The following is a 23,730-nucleotide window of genomic DNA, read 5'->3' as shown; positions in this document are numbered from 1 at the left end:
CGCCCAAGTCGCCGAGCCGGAAACCCTATTCGGACCGGGCCGCGAACGCTGGGTCTCCATGGCCGAAGCCCTCGGCTGGGGCGCCACCGACCGCCCCGTGCCGACCGTGTGTGCCGGCGGCGGACCGGGAGGCGGCCCCGAACCGTTTCCCTCCGGTTCCCGAAAGACCCTCTCCGACGCCCGCGACCGCGGCACCTGGAAACCCCAGCCACCCGGCACCAGCATCATCCTGAAGCCCCAAACCAGGGGAACGGGTTGGACCGCTCGCCACGGCGCTCGCGCCGACAGCCCAGCCGACGGCCCGGCCCCGACCTTCACCAGCAAGGCCACCCACTGGCGCTGGGCGCTGCGGAACAACAACCAGGCCAACGCCACCATCCGCGACCAGGACAAACCGGCCGGAACCCTCTTCTTCGGCCACCGCGCAAACGAGTGCACGTGGGTCGCTGAGCCTGTCACAGACGACACAGATGCCGAGGCACTGCCCGAGCCGATCCGTATCACCGCCCGTGAGGCGGGTGTCCTGCAGACCTTCCCAGCTGACTACCCCTGGCAGGGAAACAAAGGCCAGCAGTTTTCCCAGATCGGAAACGCCGTCCCACCACGCCTGGCCGCACACCTCCTCGCCCCGCACCTCGGCAGGGCCTTCAGCCGCGACGACTTCGACCTTGCAGCCTGATGGACGACGACATCGACGACCTGCCACCGCCCGACGCCCTGCTGCACGCCGAACAGGCTCTCCTCGGCGCCCTTTTCGCCGCCCCTGAGCGCCTGGACGACATCGGCTGGCTTCAGCCTGAGCACTTCTACCGCCCTGTGCACAGCGCCCTCTTCGCCGCCATGCGCTCCGTCGATGAGACCGAACCCGGTCTCGCGTGGCTCAACGCGGTCGTCACGCGCGCCACTCAGCAGACGCCCGGCACGACCGCGGTATACGCCCACACCCTCATCGACGCCTGTCCGCGCCCCTCCCACGCAACCACGTACGGTCGGATGGTCCTCGCGGGCCACACACGCCGCAGCATCCGCGAACACGCTGACCGTCTCGCCCAGACAGCTGCCGAGTCCGCGCTTCCCAACAGAGTCGTCGCGATTTGCGCCCAAGCCGACACACTCAGCCGCCATCTCGAGCAACTGGCCGCCGACTGGCGTCCGCACCCCGGCTCACTCCCGCGATCGCCTGTCACGAGACCAGTGACTCCATGCGGAGACGAGGAACGGTACGCGGATGAACAAACCTTCCTCGCCGCCGCCACGACCCACCCGGCAGCTCTCAAGGACATCCGAGCCTTCCTTATCCCCGAAGACCTCAGCCACCCCGTCCACCAGGAGCTCGCCCGCTGCCTGCTCGCCATGAATCGTCGTGGCGATCCCATTGACCCCGTGACTGTCCTGTGGGAAGCGGAGCACCGCGGTCTCCTGCGGGACAGCGACGTGACCGCTCAATACGTGCTCGGCGTCTGTGGGAGGTCCTCTTTCGACCCGGTCTATTGGGCCTACCGAATCGTCGACCACGCCATCGTGAGCACCGCGGCTCACGCGGCGGAAGCCATCAGGCAGTACACCGACGACGTCACCCTCAGACCACACCAGATCATCACCGGAGCACGCCGGGTCCTGGGCACTGTCACAGCTGTCCGAATCCGCCGAGACGCTGCCGGCCAACCACGTATGCCGCCATCTCCACGAGCAGTAAGACGCGGTCCTCCGATCACACCGCCTCGAGTGACGCCGCTGCAATCTCGTCTGCGCCAGCGAAGCCCATCCGTCCTCCCCAACCCGACAGCGCCAAGGGCGCGACGGCAGACCTCGTAGGGAAGGCCAGACGTCCCGCTTCCCGCTCCGGGCCACCTACCTATGGCCCTTCGCGTCGCCGGGTGAGACCCCGGGGCTGGCTTACGATGCAGCCCCGGGGCAGTACCGGTTCGACACTTCCGAATCAGAGCAAGGCTGGATAGAAGACTGAAGAAGGGCTGACCGTCACAAGCGGCGGGCTCTCAACAAAATGCTGTGTGAGGGCTTCCCAAACAGGTCTACGATCCTGCCATGTCACAGCCCACCAACCCTTCTGCGAGCGTTCCGGCACCCGACGAATCGATCATGAAGCGCCTCGGTTATATTCGGCTGCTTCACCAGCAAGCGATGACGCAGTCATACGCGCCTGCGCCGCTGAACTTCTCGACCGTGCTCATGTTCCATGATGTCATGGAGTATTTTTTCATCGTGGCCGTTGCGCATCTCGGCGGCGAAGATATCGATCTCGACATACCGTTCTCGAGGAACGTCAAGAAGCTTCGAGCGCCAGACGGCAATCGTCTGTCCAATATTGATGTTGTAAGGAGAGTTGGCGACTACCGCAACGGATTCAAGCACGGTGGCTCTATCCCAGGGGCAGATCAGGTTGAAGAAACGCGTCGCGACGTGACCCTGTTCCTCGAAAGCAACTGCCCCCGGCTCTTTGGTGTCGAGCTCACCGACATCTCCATGTTGCATATCGTGCCCCAGGAAGCAGTACGCGGCCATTTGAAGACCGGGCGGTCAGCAGTCGATTCAGGAGACACTCGGGCGGGCATGGCCGAAGTGGCGATGGCGTTTGATCAGCTTATGTTGGATTGGGGCCGTGGTAAGTATCTACCGGGCTCAGCCTTCCGTACCCAGCGGTTCGACTTTAGCGGTAGATATCACAGGTCAAACCGGCGTATCGAGGCGTTTCCCACCTCATCGAACTCGGATATTCGGAGTGCGACCCGCAGTCTTGCTTCCTCCGTGGAGAAGGCGATGGAAGACCATGATGAACAGCTTGAAACGATGCGTCATGTGCTGCGCCTTCAAATTGCCGGTATAGATATGGCGGGCTATGCGCGCTTCGCGATGATCACCCCGCGCATTTCGGTGTCCGCGAATGGTCAGCGTCACGCCGTCGATGGAGAAGGGCAACTCCACTACACGCCCGAGAACTACGACTTCTGTGAGATGTTCGTTGTCAATTCTGCGCTACGGCTCGGTCAGAGCGACTTCGCGCTCTGGATGCCGCAGACGCACGGCGACTGGGGTCGGGCAAGAGCGGCAATGGAGGCCAACGGCGGTCGTCTGCCTGATGACATGAAGTAGTGCATCCTATTCGCTCGTAACACGACTTGTTGAGGTGGGCTGGTCGGGCGTGACCGGTAGGACGACTGCGCCGTTCGGGAGGTGCGAGTGCTTGACCGTGGATTGTGGATGACGAGCTTTGGGCGCTGATCGAGCCGTTGCTGCCGCCCTGACCGCAGGATCCCGGCTCGATCAGAGTGATCTGACCACTATGGCGTGGATCAAGCTGGAGAGGGGGTGCCACGCGCCGCTCGCACCGCACTGGCCTTGCAGCGGGCCAGGTGATCACCGGTTTCACCTGTCAGGCGGCCTCGAAGCTCTGCTGGAACAAGACCACCGCCGAAGAGATGTCGGAGTGGCTGCGGATCCGGACTTCCAGGTCGCCGCCGCCATTGTGCCCGAGTCCGCGGAGGTCTCGGGTGAAGCCGTCCACCAGTTCGACGGTCTCCGGATTCACGCGAAGCGTGACGACAAGGGCCTCCTTCTGCACACGCACCCACGCGAAGCCACGCAAGGCGCGGTACACCAGGCAGGTCTTGAGGGACTCCCGATGCACCTCGCCCAAGTCGAGCAGAGCCGCGTCCAGAGCGCCGAACAGGCGACACATCTCCGGCGAGGCCCCAGTCAGGTGGGTCACGGCCTGCTCGTCCGCGGTTCCCGATGCGTCGGTGACCGGTGAGAGGTGCTTACGAGAGCGTGGCTTGCCCGGGCGAGGACGCCCTACCGAGGATTCGACCAGGTCGAGGGTGAACAACTCGTCTCCGTAGGAGCGGTACAAGCGGTACCGCACAAGGTCCATCGCCTGTCCAAGGCACCTCACGGCGTGCGCGTCGTACCGAGTGAAGTCGCCGGCGACGCAGATCATCCGCGGGCTGGTCCAGTCGATCGAGGAAGCCACCGCAGGGCCCAGCTTCTCCGTCACCAGCAGGTTGAAGTCACCTCGGTGATCCAGAAGCCATGCCAGGTAGAAGAGTGCCTGGTTCATGACGTTCTGGTCACGGGCCCGCTTGTACTCCACGATCACCGGAGAACCGGCCTCATCCAGGCCGAGCGTGTCGATCCTGCCCCCGTGTGCATCACCCGTTGGGAACTCGGACGCGAGGAAACGTACGCCGAGCATCTCCTCCATGTTCGTCTCGATGAGACTCTGAAGGTGCCGCTCCAAGGGCATGCGCTCGCCGCGGACCTCGGTGGCGCGTCCTCCTGCGACGCGGAACACCTTCAGGTCGGCCACAGTCCCCCCAGCAACGGCGTCTCGGTACGGAGCAAGATTCTAGAAGTGGGAAGTGCTGGGCCCGAAACCGTTTGATCGACGCCTTCCGGACCGCCAGTGGGGCAGACCGAGGCCCTGGTCACGGAGAACCTTGCCGGTGTACAGGCGGAGGTGGCGGAACCCCCACATGCCCCGAACCGGGACCGACTAGGCTTGATCGGCGCCCATGAATCTCGATCGACGGCGTGCGGGCAGGGATGAGGAGTGCTGAGCGGCAAATGGCGGGGATGCCCGAGCGGATCGGCCGGTACACCGTGGCGAAGGAGCTGGGCTCGGGAGGCATGGGGGAGGTGTACCTCGCTTACACCCCCGGCGGTGACCCGGTGGCTGTGAAGCTGATCCGGAGCGACAAGCTGGATCCCCTCACGCGGGCGCGCTTCGAGAAGGAAGCGCTCATAGCCCGGACCGTGATCGGCACGAACAGGGTGGCACGCTTCCTGGATGCCGACCCCTTCGCGGACCGGCCGTGGCTGGCGATGGAGTACGTGGCCGGACGTACGCTCCTGGTGTGCGTGGACGAGTATGACGTCCTTCCGTTGCAGCTGGTCGCCAGCCTGGGCGCGCTGCTCGCCGAGGGCCTGAGCGCGGTGCATGCCGCAGGACTGCTACACCGGGATCTCAAGCCGCAGAACGTCATCATGGGCAAGGAAGGCCCCATGATCATCGACTTCGGACTGGGCGCGTTCATGGACGCCGCGAAGGAGTCCCTGTCGCACAGCGGCATGATCATCGGCACGGTGCGCTGCATGCCCCCGGAGCAGGCGAGCGGGCAACCGAAGGTGACGCCCGCAGCGGACGTGTACGCACTCGGCACCGTGCTGCTCTACGCCGCGGCCCGCCACTACCCGTACGACGGGGCGGCCTGGGAGGCTGTCGCTGTGCAGGTGGCCAACCCTGACATCGGGCCGGACCTGAGCGGCGTCCCGGAGGGGCTGAAGCCGCTGATCGCTTCGATGCTCGCCCACACTCCTGAGGAACGTCCGACGCTCGGAGCTGTGGCCGACGCCTGCGCGACGCTGCTGAAGAATGCTGGACTTGCACCGGCCGACGCTCGGCTCGCCCTGATCGCCCGGACCACCGCTGGCGGTACTCCGGACGCCGCCCAAGACCCCTTGTCTCCTTCCTTCGAGAAGCTGCTTGAGGACCAGGCCAAGATCACGGATGGTGCGGGCCCGGACTCCCCCCTCGATGGTCTGCAGCCGGATGCTGAGACCGACGAGCCGGAGCCGGAGGCCATGGCGCACAGTGAGCCGACGCCGGAACCAGCCCGGCCGGCCATGCCTCCGAAGGCGGAGCCGAAGGCACGGTCCACGCGCGGGCGGCCACCGGCGTCAAAGCGGGTGGCGGACGAGCTGCGGGCCGCGTACGCGGTGGATGCCGTGCTGTGACGGTCACGCTGTCGGTGCCTGGTGAGAAGCTTGGCGGACGGGTGTACGCAGCGGCCTTAGAGCTGTACGTAGACCAGTGAGGCAAACGGCGTGGGGCGCGCCGTGAGTAAGGATTCGGAGTAAGCGTTGGGCGTCGAGACGGGAACCGTGGGCAAGCAGAGCGACGCGGCGGGGGATGCCCGGAAGCCTGACGACGTCGCGCCGGAGGGGCAGCCGTTGGCCTCGGGCGGATACGCGCCGGGCGCGCAGGTCCTGATCCGCGACGACTTGTGGCTCGTGCGTAAGTGCACGTCCACGCGTGACGGGTGGATGGTTGAGGTCACCGGCATCTCACCGTTCGTCCGTGGAATGGACGCGACCTTCTACGACCGGCTGGATGTCGTGCAGGAGCTGGATCCGCGCGAGACCGAGCTGGTGCCCGACGACTCGCCGAACCACCGCCGATCCCGGCTCTTCCTTGAGGCGATCCTGCGGAAGACGTATCTGCCGCAGACCGAACACGGGCTGGCCCTGGCGGACAACTTCCTCATGGACCAGCAGATCCACCAGCTGCGGCCAGCGGAATTGGCGCTGTCGATGAAGAACCCGCAGCCGCGGATCCTGATCGCGGACGTGGTCGGTCTCGGCAAGACGCTGGAGATCGGAATCCTCCTGGCGGAGCTGATCCGGCGCGGGCGTGGCGAGCGCATCCTGGTCGTGACGCCGCAGCACGTTCTGGAGCAGTTCCAGCGCGAGCTGTGGACCAGGTTCGGGATTCCGCTGGTGCGTCTGGACTCGACCGGCATTCAGCGCGTCCAGCAGGACATCCCCGCAGGGCGCAACCCGTTCGCGTACTTCAAGCGCGTGATCATCTCCGTGGACACGCTCAAGAGCGACGTGTACGCGCACCACCTGGAGCACACCGACTGGGATGCCGTCGTCATCGACGAATCGCACAACCTGGTCAACCGCGGCACGAAGAACAACGCGCTGGCCCGCCTGCTGGCCCGCAAGACCGACGCACTCGTGCTGGCCTCGGCCACCCCGCACAACGGCGATGCCGCCTCGTTCGCCGAGCTGGTCAGAATGCTGGACGAGGCCGCGATCGCCAACCCGACCCAGTACGACGTGGGGGACCTCAAGCACCTCTATATCCGACGTACGAAGACCTCGCCCGAGGTACGGGAGTCGATCAAGGACGAGATCTGGAAGGACCGCGGCCCGTCCGAACCCATCCCCGTTCCCGCCACCGAGAGGGAGCTCGCGGTCTTCAGGGAGCTGGCCACACGCTGGATCCCCGCCGATCCGTCGGCACGGTCGGTGAGCCCGCACCAGCTCGTTCCGTACCGGCTGCTGAAATCGTTCCTGTCCTCGCACAAGGCCCTTCTGGAGACGATCAAGACGCGGATCGGCACCCTCGACGGTCCGCTGTCCGACAAGCCCAAGAACGGCACCAAACGGCAGACGCGGCCCGAAGGCCCGGCAGCGCGCGAAGCAGCACGGAAGGCGGAGCGGGACGCGTTGCTGGACCTGCAGCACCTCGCCGAGCAGATCGAGGACAACGACTCGTCGAAACGCAAAGCGCTAGTGGACGAACTGCGCGACCTGGGTGTCGGGCCGGGTTCCGACACCCGGGTCGTGGTGTTCTCCGAAAGCATCCCCACTCTGAAGTGGCTGGCCGAGACCGTACCGGCCGCCCTCGGTTTCGCACGCACAGCAAGCCCGGACGAGAAGAAGCCCTGGTTGGGATTCGGCGGAGCGGTGCAGGTCATGCACGGTGAGGCCACCACGGACCAGGAACAGCAGGACATCGTCGAGAAGTTCGGGCTGCGCGACGACCCGGTACGCATCCTGTTCACCGGCGACGTCGCCTCCGAGGGCGTCAACCTGCACCAGCAGTGCCACCTGCTGATCCACTACGACCTGCCGTGGTCCCTGATCCGCATCGAGCAGCGCAACGGCCGAATCGACCGGTACGGACAGCAGCAGCGCCCCGAGTTCCGTGCGCTGATCCTCACCAGCGACATACCGTGGCGGACCGACGAGGAGACGGGGCAGCCGCGCACGCTGGATGACCGCTTGGTGGGGGAGAAGCTCCTCAAGCGCGAGGAAGAGGCCCACAAGATCGAGAAGGAGGGATCGGCTGCGGCAGTCACCGGCCTCTACCGAGCCAGGGAGGAAGAGAACCGCCTCACCCAGGACCTGATCGCAGGACGCACGGTCGAGGAATCCCTCAAGCAGTCCCGACAAGGCGGAGCCGCCTTCCTCGCCGATATCCTCGGCCAGGTGGGCGCCGTCCACGAACGCCCCGAAGTGGCGCGCGCAGTAGTGCCGAAACTCTTCCGCTCCACGGCCGACTACTTTAACGAGGCACTGCGTCAGGTCTGCCGCCCCAACCCCGAGGACATGCTGTCCCTGCGCCGTGACGACGACGGCACCATTGCCTTCGAACCTCCGCGGGACCTGCTGTACCGGCTCAAAGCGCTGCCGAAGTCGTACCTGGACGAGCAGCAGATCATGCCGCGCAAGAACGAGCCGGCGCGCATGCGCGTCACCTTCTCCAAGAAGCTCGCCGGCAAGCGCCTGGAGGCGGCACGGGAGACCACCGAGTCCCAGTGGCCGAACGTCTCGTACGTCACTGACATCCACCCTGTCCTGGACTGGCTCACAGACAAGGTGCTTGTCGAGATCGGCCGGCACAAGGCCCCAGTGCTCGCCGCAACGGTCGACAGCCCCACGTACCTGGTCCAGGGCATCTACTCCAACGCGCTGGGCAAGCCCACCATCGTCGAATGGATGGCCGTATCCGGTCTCCCCGACAACCCGGTCGTGGAGGAACTGACCACAGACGTGCTGGAGCGGTACGGCGTCGGCCCGGACATGCCCGGCCGCGCCACACCCCGAGACCGGCCCGGTCTCAGCACGCACGTGCCCGCCGCTATCGACGTCGCACAACGTCATCTCGTCGGCCTCGAAGCCAAGTACCGCGAGCAGATCGACGAGGCCCTCGCCCCCTACCGCAGTCGGGTCGACAAGTGGCGCCAGGAAGCACTGTTCGCCACCGCCCGCCCGAAAGAAGCGGAGCTCAACCGAACCGCCGAGCGGCTGCTGAAACTGGCCAAGTCCCTGGAGACGGCCAGCGAACCGATGCTCCGCCTGCTGGCCGTCCTTGAACCGCACACCGCCGCTGAAGGAGGCACCGAGTGATGAGCACCGAATTCGACTCCTTCACGAACCGCGGCGAGTACCTCTCTGCGCACTACTTCGCAGAACAGCTCGGCACCGACCTGAAGAAGGGCATGTTCGCCACCTGGGCGCTGCGCGAGGGCGACGAGAACGACCCCCGGAAGACGCCGCGGGAACTTCTGCGTACTCTGCGCACCTCGTACCTCGCCGACGACATGCGCGGCTACTTCGCCAAGAGTGTCCAGGACGATGCCGAGGACGAAGCACGCCTCAACACGCACAACAACCCCGAGTGGACCAAGCGGCTCGCGGAGTGGCACCAGATGGTCCTGCGCGCCCTCGGCTACGACACCTCTCCAGCTGAACTCACCGTGCACCGCGCCGGCCGCGATCACACCCTGCCTGTCGCCTACCACGGCCACGGCGTCGTCGCCCTCGACTGCGGCTGGGCTGCCGACAATGACTCCGCTCTCAACGCAGGCGGCGCCGGGCGGCTGCTCAAGCCCTTCCGTATCGGCGCGAGCGAAGCGTACGAGACGGGCACCGCCATGGCCTCCTGGCTCTTCCAGAGCGAACTCGGCGAGGCAGGCGGCCCCCACCCCCGATTCATACTGCTGCTGTGCGGCGGCGTAATCGTCCTCGCCGACCGCCAGGCATGGAACGAAGGCCGCTATCTTGCGGTCAACCTCGACGCCGCACTGGAACGAAACGACCGCACCCAGCAGGGCGAACTCGCCACCATCGCCGCCCTGTTCGGCCTCGACATGCTCCGCCCCGGCGAGAACGACACCAGCCGTCTGATCGACGCCCTGCTCAAGGGATCCGGTGACAACGCGGCCGGCGTCTCCACCGAACTGCGCCATGGCCTGCAGCGTTCGGTCGAGATCATCGCCAACGAAGTCCTGGCCCGTATGGCCGACCCAAAGAACGACGTCACCCCGGCCGACATCGCAGACCCCAAGATTCCCTTCCCCCGCGAACTCACCCGCGAGGCGCTGCGCTACCTCTACCGCATCCTCTTCCTGCTCTACGCAGAAGCCCGCCCCGAACTCGGTATCCTCCCCGCCGACGACGGCTCCTACGAGGCCGGCTACTCCATGGCCCGTCTGCGTGAACTCGTCGAGCGGGACGAGGAACTGGTCGAGGAGGAGGCCAGGAAAGGCTTCCACCTCTACGACTCCCTCGACGTCCTGTTCAACAAGGTCAACTACGGCCACCGCGAGTACGGCACCGAAGCCGACGACGACCAGCCCGGCGACGACGAGGAGACCCGTAAGGCCAAGGCCGACCGCCGCAGCGAGGACCGCGGCCTGCGCTTCGAACCTCTGCGCAGCGAACTCTTCGAGCCGACCGCCATCCGCCTCATCGGCCGGGGCGTCGTCGACCCCCGCAGCGACGAGGACAACGACCCCCGCTGGCTCGACCTGCGCCTCCGCAACGAGGCCTTGCATGAGGTGCTGCGTCTGCTCACCATGAAGAAAGGCAGGCGGGGGGAACGCGGCGGCTTCATCTCCTACCGCAACCTCGGCATCAACCAGCTCGGCGCCGTCTACGAGGGACTGATGTCCTACACCGGCATCATCGCTGAAGAGGAGCTGTGCGAGGTGGCCCGCGGTGGCGACCCGGAGCAGGGCTCCTGGCTCATCCCGTCGCGCAAGCAGGACCAGTACCCGGACAAGTCCCTGGTTCAGTACGGCGAGCAGGACGCCCGCAAAGGCCTGCGCGGCGTGAAGAAGTACGAGAAGGGTTCCTTCGTCTACCGGCTTGCGGGGCGCGACCGGGAGACCTCCGCCTCGTATTACACACCCGAGTCGCTGACCAAGGTCACCGTCGAGCTGACCCTCAAGAACCGCCTCGACCAGAAGCGGGACGCCGACGGCAACGTCATCCGGACCCGAGCTGCGGAGCTGCTGAAGTACAAGGTCTGCGAACCGGCACTCGGCTCTGGCGCGTTCCTCAACGAGGCCATCAACCAGGTCGCCGACGAGTACCTGCGCCGCCGTCAGGAAGAGCTCGGCATCACGATCCCTGCCTCCGCCGCTATCACCGAGAAGCAGAAGGCTAAGGCGTACATCGCCCTGCACAACGCGTACGGCGTCGACCTCAACGCCACCGGCGTTGAACTGGCCGAGGTGTCGCTGTGGCTCAACACCATGCACCCCGGCATGCGGGCCCCCTGGTTCGGTCTGCACCTGCGCCGCGGCAACTCGCTCATCGGGGCTCGGCGGGCGGTATACGCGGGTGAGGACGTGGCCGGTGCCGAAAAGGCGTGGTTGAAGGCGAAGGGTTCCCTTGCGCCGACCCCGCTGCCCTTCCTCAAGGACGGCGAGCCGCAGCCGCTGCCCGACGGGGCGGTCCACCAGTTCCTGCTGCCGTGCCCGGGCTGGGCCGCGGTCACGGGGTCGAAGGAGGCCAAGGACCTTGCGAAGGAGGAAGTGGAGCGGCTCGCCGTCTGGAAGAAGGGCATCCTCCAGCGCCCCAAGCGCAGCACGGCCCACCTGAACAAGGACGGTACGGTCGCGATCAACCCCCGCACCGGAAAGCCGAAGACGGAGACGACCTCGCAGTACACGCGGCTGCGGGACGCCGCCCGGCGCGTCGAATTCCTGTGGTCGGCCGTCGTCAAGCGCATGGAACTGTCCGAGCGGGAGATCGCCCGCCGTATCGACGTGTGGCAGGCCGACCCGAGCGACCCGGAGTATGCCTTCCTCCAGCACCCCGAGCAGGCGGTGCCGAAGGAAAAGGTCTTGGAGGACCTCTTCAACGCCATCGACACCCCGTACTGGCGGCTGAAGAAGGTCATGGACGCGTGGTGCGCGCTGTGGTTCTGGCCCGCCGAGAAGGCTGGACTGCTGGACGGGACGGACAGGGAGTACGCGGCACGCGTCGAGATCAGCGGTGCGGAGAGGCTGAGTGAGATCGCGGGAGTGCCGCTGACGGGAGAGCAGGTCGAGCCTGAGGAATCGGCCCCGGCGGCACCGGCGGTGCCGACCGTTCCCGCGCCGCGATTCGTCGAGGTGTCGGCACTGTTCGCCATGGGGCCGGAGCAGACTTCCTTCGACGACCTCCGGGACGAGGCCGTCGAGGTGAGGGAGATCATCCCGAAGAAGGTCAAGACGGCTCCGACGAAACCGAAAGCGCCGGCACGGCGGGCCGTCGGGCCCCTCAAGAACCTCGATGACTGGCTGGAGTTCCTCGAGGCGATGCTCGGCACGGCCGACGTGCCCGACGGCAACACGCTCGTCGACGGGTTCCAGAGCCTCGACGAGCTGAAGGGTTTCGAGGAGACGCTGCCCGGCTTCATGGGCATGGACGCCGGCAACCCGGAGGACCGGTTCCCGTGGCTTCGGGTGGTGCGGGACATCGCCGAGGAGCAGGGCTTCCTGCACTGGGAGTTGGAGTTCGCCCTGGTGTTCGCGCAGGGTGGGGGCTTCGACTTGCAGGTGGGGAATCCGCCGTGGGTTCGGCCCGAGTGGAAAGAGTCGGCCGTGCTCGCGGAGCATGAGCCGTGGTTTGAATTGGAGGCCAAGGCATCGGCTGCGGAGAAGGAACGGCGGCGGCGGGAGGTCCTTGGGAAGGAGAAGGCCCGGCGGTATGTGCTGGGCGAGCTGACGAACATCAGTGCGCAGTCCGCGTTGTTCGGCTCGCCACAGATGTATCCACTGCTCAGTGGGACGCGGCCCGATCTGTATCGGGCGTTCATGTCGCAGGTGTGGGCGCACAGGTCGGCGGAGGGGACTGCCGGGATAGTGCATCCGGATACCCACTTCACTGGAGACAAGGAGGGGAAGCTCCGCGAGGCGTCCTATCAGAGGCTTCGTATTCACGGCGATTTCGTCAACGCCGGACAGCGCTTCTTCCCGGAACCGGTCGGCCACACAGCCCACTTCGGAGTACACGTCTACGGGCAGCCGGGGGAGATCGGCTTCGACCACCTCTCCTGGCTGGTTTCCGCAGACGCGCTGCGCAACTCCGCCAAGCATGACGGTTCCGGAGAGGTGCCGGGGATTCGGTACCGCAACGGGGAGTTTGATGAGCGGCCTCATTCGGCAAGGGTTGTGCGGGTCGATGCGCATCAACTTGCCGTATGGCAGCGACTGTTGGACGAGAGCGGTCAACCGGTCGAGCAGGCTCGGTTGCTGTTCCCGGTGAGCACCGGGGAGGCGGCGGCGATCGAGGCGTTGGCGAATTATCCGGTGCGGCTTGGGGCCATGTCTCCTCAAATCTCACAGGGCTACAACGAGACCAACGCCAAGAGAGACAACCTGATCGACTACAACCGCCCAGACCCCAACACCGGCCAGGAGTACCAGCCGGAGGGGTGGCGCCGGGTGATCCTCAAGGGCACCCAGTTCAGCGTCGCCACGCCGGTGTTCAAGCGGCATGATGCCAACAGCAATGACCCCTACGGCGCGGATCTAGTCGCCCTTGCGCCGGACTTCGTGCCTGACACGGAGTACGTAAGGGCAGCTGGCAGGAATCGCGAGTACCTGACTGCGCAGGATCGATGGATCGACCAACGTGCGCTTGCACGGCTGCGGGCGAACAACGAGGCGATCGCCCGCGCTCGGCGCAAGGTTGCTCACGACAAGGGCACCCCCGAGGAGCGGGTGACAGCCGAGCAGATCGATGCCGTGCTGGTGGAGCGAGCGCGGCGGCGGTATGTCGTGTTTCCTCGGCTTGCGTGGCGCGAGATGATTGCGCCGAACACTGAGCGCAGCCTCTATCCAGCGCTTGTGCCGCCCGGCACAGCACACACGCATGGTGTACGCAGCGCTTGGGCGCTGGACAACCACATGACCGCTCTCTTGGCCGGGATGTGGGCCTCGCTTCCCGTCGACTACCTGCTGCGCGTTACAGGCACAGGACACCTTGACGTTGGCCGGGCCGGCGCCCTGCCCGCACCCTCCGCCAACCACCCGCTAACGTCCGCCCTCCTACTCCGCACCCTTCGCCTCAACTGCCTCACTACCGCCTATGCCGACCTCTGGTCCGACCTATATGACACCTCCTGGCGCGATGAGGAGCCCTGGGCCCGCAACTGGCCTGGACTTCAACCTCTGAACGACGTCACCCAAGACTGGCGCCCCGACACCCCCCTCCGCACGGAACGCGCCCGCCGCTCCGCCCTCGTAGAGATCGACGCCCTCGTCGCCGTATGGCTCGGCATGGACGCCGACGCGCTCATCGCCGCGTACCGGGGCCGTTTCCCCGTACTGCAGAAGTACGAGGCCGTGACCTGGTTCGACGCCGATGGCTGGAAGATCGCTGGCAACGCGCGGACGATCGGGCAGCGGCAGACAAAGGAGTCGTGGAAGCAGTTCGAGCCGTACCGGACGGCTGTGGAGAACGGTAAGGACCCCGACGACGCGCCCGTGCCCGAGGGATACCGCGCCCCCTTCTACCAGGCGAAACGCGAGGACGAGATGCGCGAGGCGCATGCTCACTTCAAGGAGCGGCTGGATGCGGCGGTCGCCGCTGGGAAGTGGGACCCGGTGAAGCAGGAGGTACCGAACCCGTGAGGCCGACGCTTCAGGCACGTGGGCTCAAGGAGAGCCTGCTGCAGTACCTGTCCACCACCTACGCGCTGAGCGACGAAGGTGCCCGAGAGGCCCTGCACCGGTTCCTCGGGGATGAGACCTCAGGGATGTTCCGGGGGCCGTACTTGCGGATCCGTACGCCCTTCACCACCGCCGACGACGGCTGGCGTGATCACCTGGAGTGGCAGCGCGAGGGGTTCGTGCCGTACTCCCACCAGTCTGTCGCCTTCGCGCGGCTGACGTCCGCGAACGGGCACACCCCGCAGCCGACGCTCGTCACCACGGGCACGGGCTCGGGGAAGACGGAATCGTTCCTCTATCCGGTGCTCGACCACTGCCGGCGGGAGCGAGAAGCCGGGAAGACCGGGGTCAAAGCGGTCTTCCTGTACCCGATGAACGCGCTCGCCACCGACCAGGCGCAGCGCATCAACGACCTGCTCACGCAGAACAAAGCGGAGCTCGGCAAGCTGTGGGCCGGGCTGTACATCGGGGATCGAGCGGCAACCCAGTACGAGAAGGTGCGCACCCGACGCTCGGACATGCAGTTGTCGCCGCCGGACATTCTGATCACCAACTACAAGATGCTGGATCTGCTGCTGCAGCGCGAGGACGACGCCCCGCTGTGGCGGGAGGCGGACATCCGGTATGTCGTGGTGGACGAGTTCCACACGTACGACGGTGCGCAGGGCACTGACGTGGCGATGCTGCTGCGGCGCCTCGCGTCGGCGGTCGGTGTGTCCGAGAAAGGGCGTCCTCTGGGGTCTATCTGCCCGGTTGCGACGTCGGCAACGCTCGCGTCGGGGACCGACGACAAGGGCGTGGCGCGCCTCCTCGAAGTCGCGACCGACGTCTTCGGTACGGAGTTCACGCCGGAGTCGATTGTCGGCGAGAACCGGCTGTCGGTGGAGGAGTTCATCCCGCTGACGGACGTGAGGATGCAGGGGCTGCCGACGCCGGACGAACTGCTCGCGCTGCCCGACCCCGCCTCCGATGAGGAAGCGCTGCTCGACCTCATCGAGTCCGTGACCGGAGTTCGCGACGTCGATCCGTTCCTGCTGGGCGAGAACCTGAAGCGGCACCTGTTCACCCGAGCGGTGATGCAGGCGCTGGACGGCGAGGTGAAGACCAGCACCGAGGTGCTGGATGTGATGTGGCGGGCGGGCGCGGCCGGCTGGGCGGAGGCCGTGGCGCGGCAGCCGGAGAAGGCGGCCGAGGCTCTGGCCCGGTTCGTGGCGTTGCTGTCGTACGCGCGTGATCCGAAGTCGCCGCCGGGAGAGCCGCGGCCGTTCGTGCATGTTGAAGTGCATCAGTGGGCGCGGTCGGTGTCCCGGCTGCTGCGCGGCGTCCTGCCGTGGCCGAAGGCGGAGTTCCGCTGGGACGTCGCCGGGCTGGCGGATGCCAGCGCGACCGACAGCGAGCGCGCGGCGCCGGTGACGACGGCCACGTCCGGGCAGAACGCCAACCTGTTCCTGCCGGCCATCTACTGCCGGGACTGCGGGCGGTCGGGCTGGGCGGTGTTCTCGCCGGAAAGCGACGATCACGATGTCCAGTTCGACACGTTCAAGATCCGGCGGGCTTCGCTCGGTCAGGACAAGGCACGGGTACGGAACCTGATCGCCGCCACGGAGCGGGAGGCGCGTGAGGGGTCCGGTACGGCGCTGATGTCGGCCGCCGGTCGGGGCGGTAACGGGGGCGCGACGGGGCAAGGCGCGGGCGGCGTACTGATGGTGCTCGACGGCGCGCGCAAGCGGCTGCGGCTGCCCGATCCCCTCAACGACTACGACAAGGACACCAAGGAGCCGCGGCTGACGGCCCGCGACTCGGCGTTCGTCCTGGTCCACTTCGGCGGCACGGTCGCGAACACGGCGGCCAAGGAGGACTGGTGCCCGGCGTGCGGTGAGCGCAACGCGATTCGCTTTCTGGGTACCGGGTCGGCGGCGATGGCCGCGGCGTCGATCACGCAGCTGTTCACGGGTGGGGAGCTCGACAAGAAGCTGCACGAGGACAAGACGCTGATGTTCAACGACTCGGTGCAGGACGCCGCGCACCGGGCCGGGTTCGTCGCCAACCGCTCCTACACGTTCTCCCTGCGAGCTCTGCTGGCCAAGCACCTGAGCCACGAGCAGCCGACAGCGCTCAACGACCTCATCGCCGACGTGGTCGAGGCCACCACGGACAAGGACACCCTCGCCGCGGTGGTACCGCCGGACCTGCACGTCTACAAGGGAGTCGAGCGCCTGCTGTCCGGCCAGGGGCGTGGCGGCAGCATGCCGGTGTGGCGGATGATCGGGCAGCGTCTCGCCTTCGAGACGCTGATGGAGTTCGGGTTCCGCTCCCGCAACGGCCGCACCCTGGAGCTGACCCGGACCGCCGCTGCGCAGGTGCGCATCGACGATCCGGCGGCCGTAGTGGCCCTGGTGAAGCGGATCCACGAGGAGTGCGTACGCGACGGAGTACCGCTAATCGTCCAGGACGACGCCCGCTACCTGGCGTTCGTACGCATCTTCCTGGAGCGGCTGCGTACTCGGGGCGCGGTCGCCCACAAGTGGCTCGACAAGTACGTGGACGAGGCCGGCACCAGCCGGTACTTCATCTGGGGCAAGCGAGCGCCGGGCATGCGGGCCTTCCCCAAGCGGGTGGCGGCCCCGGTGTTCCTGCTGAGCGGGCCGAAGAATGGCAGCGAGTTCGACTTCGCCACCGGACGCCTGTCCTGGTACGAGCGGTGGGCCGGACGCTGCCTGGAGCTGCCGCGCGAGCTGGCGCCGGAATTCTGGTCCCGGCTGACGCCGGAGCTGGCCGCGCTGGGCCTGCTGTCGGTGCGGTCCCCCCGGGATACCTCGCTGCGCGTGTATGGGCTAAAGCCTGGCAACCTCGAGGCGCAGCTCCTCGACGACGAGCAGGTGCGGTACGCGTACGTGCGTTGCCCGGTGTGCTTCTGGGAGCAGACCGTCCATCCGTCGCTGCTGGACCAGTGGCACGAGCAGCCCTGCCCCTCCTACCGGTGCCGCAGCGGCCGCCTGGTCGCCGGTGACCGGCCTGAGGGGCTGGGGGTGCACCACCGCGACCGCGATTACACCCGCGACTACTACCGCAGCCTGTACCGCGGGGCGGGCACCTACCAGGTGGTCACCGCCGAGCACACGGGCATGCTGACCCGCCCGCAGCGCGAGAAGGTGGAGGAGGCCTTCAAGCGGCGCGAGGGCTTCAAGGACCCCAACGTCCTGTCCTGCACGCCGACGCTGGAGATGGGCATCGACATCGGTGACCTGTCGGCGGTGGTGCTGGCAGCGCTGCCGCGCCGCCCCGCCTCCTACGCCCAGCAGGTCGGGCGGGCCGGACGCCGTACGGGCAATGCTTTCCTGCTGACGATCCCGGACCGCAGGCGGCGTGACCTGTACTTCCTGGAGCGTCCGAAGGACCTCATCGCCGGCACGATCGTGCCACCGGGCTGCTACCTCTCGGCCATCGAGATCCTGCGCCGCCAGTACCTGGCCCACCTGCTGGATCTTGCCGCCGCCGGACGGCTGGTACGCGCGGACGGCATCGTGCTGCGTGCACTGCCACACAAGGCGCCCCGCCTGTTCGGGCCGTCGGGCTACCTGGCCGACCTGGTCGAACTTGCCCTCGCCAAGGGGGAGGAACTCGCTGAGGGGTTCCTGGACTTGTTTCCCTCGGGCGTCACTGATCAGGCCAAGGACGACTTGCGTACGTACGCCACGCACGAGCTGCGGAGCAAGGTCGAGGAGGCCGAGCGGGAGTGGTTCCGGGCAGAGAAGGCGTTGCGGGCTCGGCTGCGCGAGATCGACGAGGCGCATGATGAACTGCACGATTCCGACCCCGACCAGGCGCGACAGAAGGCCGAGCTGGACGCCGAGCGGCGCGGTGTCGGCCGGCGGTTGATGAACCTGGGGGAGACCTCGGCACAGACCGCTCTGTGCGACCTGGGGCTCCTGCCCAACTACGCGCTCATCGACTCCACGACCGTGCTGTCGGCCACCTTGTATGGCGAGGACGGGGTGGACCCCGCGACGGGGAGGACCAAGTACACCTCCGACACCTACGCTTACGAGAGGCCACGGCGTCTGGCACTGGAGGAGCTGGCTCCCGGCAACACCTTCTACGTCAACGGCTACAAGCACCAGGTCAGTGGATTGGAGATCGCCACCGGAGGGCGCCAGGAGTGGCGCACCTGGCGCGTGTGCCCCGGCTGCGGCTACGTTCGTACTGAGAACGCCGCCGAGGACCGCTCGCCATGCCCGCGCTGCAAGACGGCCCACATCGCCGACGATGGTTCGTGCCTGTTCCAGGTCGTCGAACCTGCCACCGTCACCTCGCGCGAAAAGCGGGAGGACGCCCACATCCGCGACGACAAGGACGACCGCGACCGCCGCTCCTACACCGTCGTGGACGCCGTGGACATCCCGGTCAAGGACATCGAGCCCGGTTCATGGCGGCATAAGCATCAGACCTTCGGTGTGGACTACTGTCGCCGAGCCACGATCCGGCGGATCAACGTCGGACCGATCCGCTACGACGCCCAGGCCCGCGACGACTTCGCTGGCCACCACGTGCGGCTCAGCCCGTTCCACGTGTGTACGGCGTGCGGGGCGGCCAGCGCGGACGGGCAACCAGTCTTCGACCACGACACCGATGAGCTGGACTCCCTGGCCGCGCGCAGCGGACGGCTCAAGCACCACCGCCCGTGGTGCCCTCTGCGGCGCGGCAAGAAGAGCGATGCCCGAGAGGAACCGGTGCTGCTCGCCCACCAGCTGGAGACTGAGGCCCTGCGGGTGCTGATCCCGGCCGCCACCGCGGACGTCGACGCCAAGGTGCACTCGTTCAGGGCCGCTCTGCGGCTCGGCGTGGACCTGCACTTCGGCGGAGATCCGCAGCACCTGGCCACCACGGTCGCGTCCATGCCGGACACCGAGAGCGGAGAACGCCGCTGGTTCCTGGTCCTCTTCGACTCCCTGCCCGGCGGCACTGGCTACCTGGACCGGCTCACGGACAAGAAAGCCTTCCGTGACACGCTCGCCGCCGCGTACGAGATGCTCAAGGAGTGCCCGTGCGCCGAGGAGCAGCGCCGGGCCTGCCACCGCTGCCTCCACCGCTATACGCCCGAGCCATTCCAGGACATCGTCTCGCGCCAGTCGGCGCTGACCATGCTGGAGTCCCTGCTGTTCACCAAGGACGGCGAGGACGGCTGGGACACCACCGATGTCGAACACACCGGTCTGGTCGGCCTCGACGCCCAGGTGGAGTCCGACCTGGAGGCCCGCTTCCTGGCCGCCCTGCGTGACTGGGTGAAGGTCACCGACGACGCGTCCCTGGACGAGGACGGCCACGCCAGCGGACACCTGCGCTTCACCGACAGCTCCGGAGTGACGCACTGGCGGCTGACCGCGCAGCAGCAACTCCAGGGCACCGTCAGCGACTTCACCTTCACCCGCGTCGACGGCCCCACCCAGAGCGTCAAGGTCTACCTCGAAGGTTTCCGCTTCCACGCCAGCCGCGAGCACAACCAGATCGCCACCGACGCGGCCAAACGCACCCGCCTGCGCGCCGACGGGGAGATCGTTTTCCAGATCACCTGGGCCGACATCGACCTGTTCGAGAAACGCCCCACTCGTACGAAGCCCGTCTGGCCTCCTTACCGGGGCACCGCACAGGAGCAGGCCAAGACTGCATACGAGCAGTACGGCGGACAACGCGCCCACTTCGCCCGCGCCATCTTCGCCAACCCCATCGACACACTGATCGCCTACCTGCGCGATCCGGACCCCGAGCGCTGGACCCGCCGGGCCCGCGCGCTCGTCACCGGGCTGACGGCCCAGCCCGGCACGTCCCCGGTCGCGGCAACCGGCCGCCGCAGCGAACTCGTTGCAGCCCTACGCGGTGAGCTGGCCACCTTCTCCACCGCCGAACGCCACGACAAACCGGTCGTGCCCGACGCGGCCGGCATCGGCCCCGTCCACGTCTTCCGCACCCAGGACGACACCGGGCTGCCGATCGTGTTCGCCCTGGACGCCGCCGATCCCGAGACGTTGAAGTGGACCGCACTCACCGTCCTCGACGACAGCGACGAGGTCCTGGACACGGACGAACACAAAGTGCGCTGGCGGTCCTGGCTGTACTGGACCAACCTCACCCAGTTCCTGTCCCTGGCCGGCGGCGACGGCGTCCAGCTCGCCACCAGCAAGGCCGCCGACTTCGAGGTCGAGACCCTCGCGGTCTGCGGCGGGCTCGGCGAACTCGACTCGCTCATCGGCGCACCCGCCCCCGCCGTATCCGAGGCACCCGCGACCGTGGTCAAGCCCGTCGACCCGGATCCCGACCACGACTCGGCGGCCGAAGCCGCCGTGGCACAGATTCTCCGCGACGCCGCCTGGGACCAGGACATCCTGGAGATCCTGCGCGACGAGCCCGACGAGTCACCGGACCTGCTTCGCCTCGCCGAGATCCTGGCCGACCGCGGCAAGCAGGCGCCCGTCTTCGGCTACGAACTGGGCGCCAGCCGCTGGCTGGCCGACTTCGCCTGGCACACCGACGGCATCAAGATCGTCGTAGTCTCCGCCCACCAGGGAGAGGACGACGACGAAGCACAACGACGCGACGCCGCGTACGCCGAGGACGGCTGGACGGTGCGCACCGACACCGAATGGCTCGACCATCTCGACGAACTGCTTGGCCAGCTCCCAGACACGGAAGAAGGATCCACCCGATGACCGCCCGGCTCAGCCTGTACCGCAAAGCCGAACAGGAGCTGTACAAGCTCGACCGCTCGGTCAAGGCCCAGTTCTACGACTTCTGCCACAACTTCCGGAACAACCCCGGCCTCCCGGGACTGAGGAAGAAGAAACTCAAGGGCGATTCCCGCATCTACTCGGCCCGCGTCTCCCAGGACTACCGGGCCCTGCTCACCCGGACCGGGGCCGACACGGACGGCACCGAGAGTTGGCTGGTCATCGCCGTCCGCCACCGCCGGGACGTCTACGAAGAGCTGCAGGTCGCGGTCAACCGCGTCACCGGCGAGATCGAGTTCGTCGACCTCGCCGTCGTCGGCGACAGTGCGCTCCGCCGGGCCGGCATCACCCTCACCCCGTCCGAGCCGGAGCCCGAAGAGCACGCCCCCAAGCCCGCTCCCGCTCCTGCACCCGAGCCGGCCGCTCCGCCGCTCCTGGCCGTGTACAAGGCCGACCAACTGCGCGACCTCGGCGTCGCCGAGCAGCTGATCGAGCTGGCACTCACCGTAACCACCAGCGCCGAACTCGACCAGCTCGTCGAAGGTGCCCCGCTGCTGTCGAAGGACGTCCTGTACGGCCTCGCCGCTGGCATGGACATCGAAGAGGTCCGCCGGGAGATCACAGCCCCGGTCGAACTCGACCAGCGGCCCGACCCCGACGACTTCGCCACCGCCCTCGCCCGCACCAAGGTGACCACCGTCGACGACGCCGTCCGCGCGGTCATCGAAGAGGGCGACTTTCGCGCCTGGAAGGTCTTCCTCCACCCCACGCAGGAACGCATCGTCCACCGCCACTACAACGGCCCCGCCCGCGTCTCCGGCGGCCCAGGCACCGGCAAGACCATCGTCGCCCTGCACCGCGTCAAGCACCTCGCCCAGCAGCTGCCCCCAGGCCACAACAAGCCCATCCTGCTGACCACCTTCACCAAGAACCTCACCACCGACCTGCGCCTGCGGCTCGCCTCCCTGGTAGAACCCGACCTCCTGGCCCGCGTCGACATCGCCCACATCGACCAGCTCGCCGCCCGCGTCCTCGGCGAAAACACCGCCCCCGGACGCGGCAAGCAGCGCGTCTACGACCACGTGGCCCTCAACGAGATGCGCCAGCTGCTCGCCGAACTCGACGATCGGCGCTTCGAGCCCGAGTTCCTCCTCGAAGAGTGGGAGCAGGTCGTCCTCGGCCAGTCGGTCCCCACCCGCTCGGACTACTTCAAGGCCCGACGAGCCGGCCGCGGCCGGGCACTGACCCGCCCCGAGCGCAACCACATCTGGAAGCTCATCGAGCAGTTCACCGCCCGCCTCGACAAACTCGGCGTCGAAACCTGGGGCCAGGCCGCCGAGCGCGCCGCCCGATTCGAGATCGAACGCGCCGCCAAGATCAAGGCCCGCCGCGAATACAAGGACGAGATCGGCGGCAAGGACCTCATCCACCGCGACGACAGCTCCGGCATGCGCTACCTCGGCTACCGCTACCGGCACATCGTCGTCGACGAGGCCCAGGACCTGCGCCCCGCCCACTGGAAGATGCTGCGGGCCATGGCCGACCCCGACCTACCCAACGACATGTTCATCGCTGGCGACGCCCACCAGCGCATCTACGACCACCAGGTCGCCCTCGGAGCCCTCGGCATCAACATCCGCGGCCGCGCCTCCCGCCTGACCCTCAGCTACCGCACGACCAAGGAAATCCTCGCCGAAGCCCTCCGCGTCGTCGACCCCAAGGACACGAAAGCGAAGGTCACCTACGACAACCTCGACGACGGCATCGACACCCTCGCCGGATACCGGTCCGTCCTCCACGGCCCCAAGCCCGACTTCGTCCCCTACGACACCTGGGACGACGAACTCGCGGGCCTCGCCATCACCCTGAACTCCTGGCGTGAAGAACTCTCCACCGACGAAACCGGCGCCCCCCGCGACCCCAGCGGCCGCATCGCCGTCTGCGTCGCCGACCGGGACATGGTCAGCCAGACCATGTACTACCTGGCCACCAAGGCAGGCATCACCTGCGCCGAACTCACCAAGGACGGCCCCAAGGGCGACGGGGAAGTCCACGTCGGCACCATGCACCGCTTCAAGGGCCTCGAATACCAGCGACTCGCCATCGTCGGCGCCAGCGACGGCATCATCCCGCGTACCAACGTCATCGACCGCTACCGCACCGAGGACCCACCCCGGTACGAGCGCGAGCAGCGCAAGGCCCGCTCCCTGCTGTTCGTCGCCTCCACTCGCGCCCGCGACGCCCTGACCGTCAGCTGGCACGGCAAGCCCAGCCCGTACCTGCCGGTCTGAGCAGCCTTTCCTTCCGGTGTTTTACGCCTCGGATGGCGGGTGGTAGAGAGGGGGCTTGCTGATCACGGGGTGTCATGCGGGCTGTGTGCGTGTCTTGAGGCCGCGGAAAGAGCGAGCGTGCGGCCGGCAGACACCCGTCGATTGATGTCACATGCTCGGTGGTTCGCGCGGCGGCGTCGGGGATGAAGAGTCTTAGTTCGCCGGCCAGCACGCGGCACGCCGTAACCAGCGTGGCGAAGA

9 protein-coding genes are annotated in these 23,730 nt (G+C 67.2%); 8 read left to right on the top strand and 1 reads right to left on the bottom strand.

What is annotated here, in order from left to right:
- From FNH04_RS07540 to FNH04_RS07530, 3 genes are all read left to right on the top strand, one after another.
- A partial coding sequence (locus tag FNH04_RS07540; RefSeq protein ID WP_194236594.1) for a DNA cytosine methyltransferase occupies positions 1-679 on the top strand: 679 nt, incomplete at its 5' end.
- Positions 679-1,815, top strand: a complete 1,137-nt coding sequence (locus FNH04_RS07535) for a DnaB-like helicase N-terminal domain-containing protein (RefSeq protein ID WP_152781619.1) — start codon at positions 679-681, stop codon at positions 1,813-1,815. The genes FNH04_RS07540 and FNH04_RS07535, both read left to right, overlap by 1 nt.
- A 231-nt stretch (positions 1,816-2,046) precedes the next feature.
- Complete coding sequence (locus tag FNH04_RS07530; RefSeq protein ID WP_152781616.1) at positions 2,047-3,111, top strand: hypothetical protein; 1,065 nt, start codon at positions 2,047-2,049, stop codon at positions 3,109-3,111.
- A gap of 280 nt (positions 3,112-3,391) precedes the next feature.
- On the opposite strand, the gene FNH04_RS07525 is transcribed toward FNH04_RS07530, so the two are convergent.
- Positions 3,392-4,219, bottom strand: a complete 828-nt coding sequence (locus FNH04_RS07525) for a DUF5655 domain-containing protein (protein ID WP_228031210.1) — start codon at positions 4,217-4,219, stop codon at positions 3,392-3,394.
- Between the two features lie 362 nt (positions 4,220-4,581).
- Between FNH04_RS07525 and FNH04_RS07520 the strand changes: the two genes are divergently transcribed.
- The 5 genes from FNH04_RS07520 to FNH04_RS07500 all read left to right on the top strand — a co-directional run bounded on the left by FNH04_RS07520 (position 4,582) and on the right by FNH04_RS07500 (position 23,490).
- Positions 4,582-5,751: a serine/threonine-protein kinase gene (locus tag FNH04_RS07520; RefSeq protein ID WP_152781614.1), complete on the top strand. Its 1,170-nt coding sequence runs from the start codon at positions 4,582-4,584 to the stop codon at positions 5,749-5,751.
- 126 nt (positions 5,752-5,877) lie between these two features.
- Positions 5,878-8,937, top strand: a complete 3,060-nt coding sequence (locus tag FNH04_RS07515; RefSeq protein ID WP_228031209.1) for a DEAD/DEAH box helicase — start codon at positions 5,878-5,880, stop codon at positions 8,935-8,937.
- On the top strand, positions 8,937-14,438 hold the full coding sequence (locus FNH04_RS07510) for a hypothetical protein (protein WP_152781612.1): 5,502 nt from the start codon (positions 8,937-8,939) through the stop codon (positions 14,436-14,438). The genes FNH04_RS07515 and FNH04_RS07510 overlap by 1 nt, the downstream gene beginning before the upstream one ends.
- Positions 14,435-21,181: a DEAD/DEAH box helicase gene (locus FNH04_RS07505; protein WP_322722708.1), complete on the top strand. Its 6,747-nt coding sequence runs from the start codon at positions 14,435-14,437 to the stop codon at positions 21,179-21,181. Before FNH04_RS07510 ends, FNH04_RS07505 begins: the two co-directional genes overlap by 4 nt.
- The gene (locus FNH04_RS07500; RefSeq protein ID WP_152781610.1) at positions 21,178-23,490 is read left to right on the top strand and encodes a UvrD-helicase domain-containing protein; all 2,313 of its coding nucleotides are present in this window, start codon (positions 21,178-21,180) and stop codon (positions 23,488-23,490) included. Before FNH04_RS07505 ends, FNH04_RS07500 begins: the two co-directional genes overlap by 4 nt.
- The last annotated feature ends 240 nt before the right edge of the window (positions 23,491-23,730 follow it).

Origin of the sequence: Streptomyces phyllanthi (assembly GCF_009377205.1) — a bacterium.
Lineage (GTDB): Bacteria > Actinomycetota > Actinomycetes > Streptomycetales > Streptomycetaceae > Streptomyces > Streptomyces phyllanthi.
The sequence above is the reverse complement of the archived record's forward strand: the minus strand, read 5'-3'. Positions and strand labels throughout refer to the sequence as shown.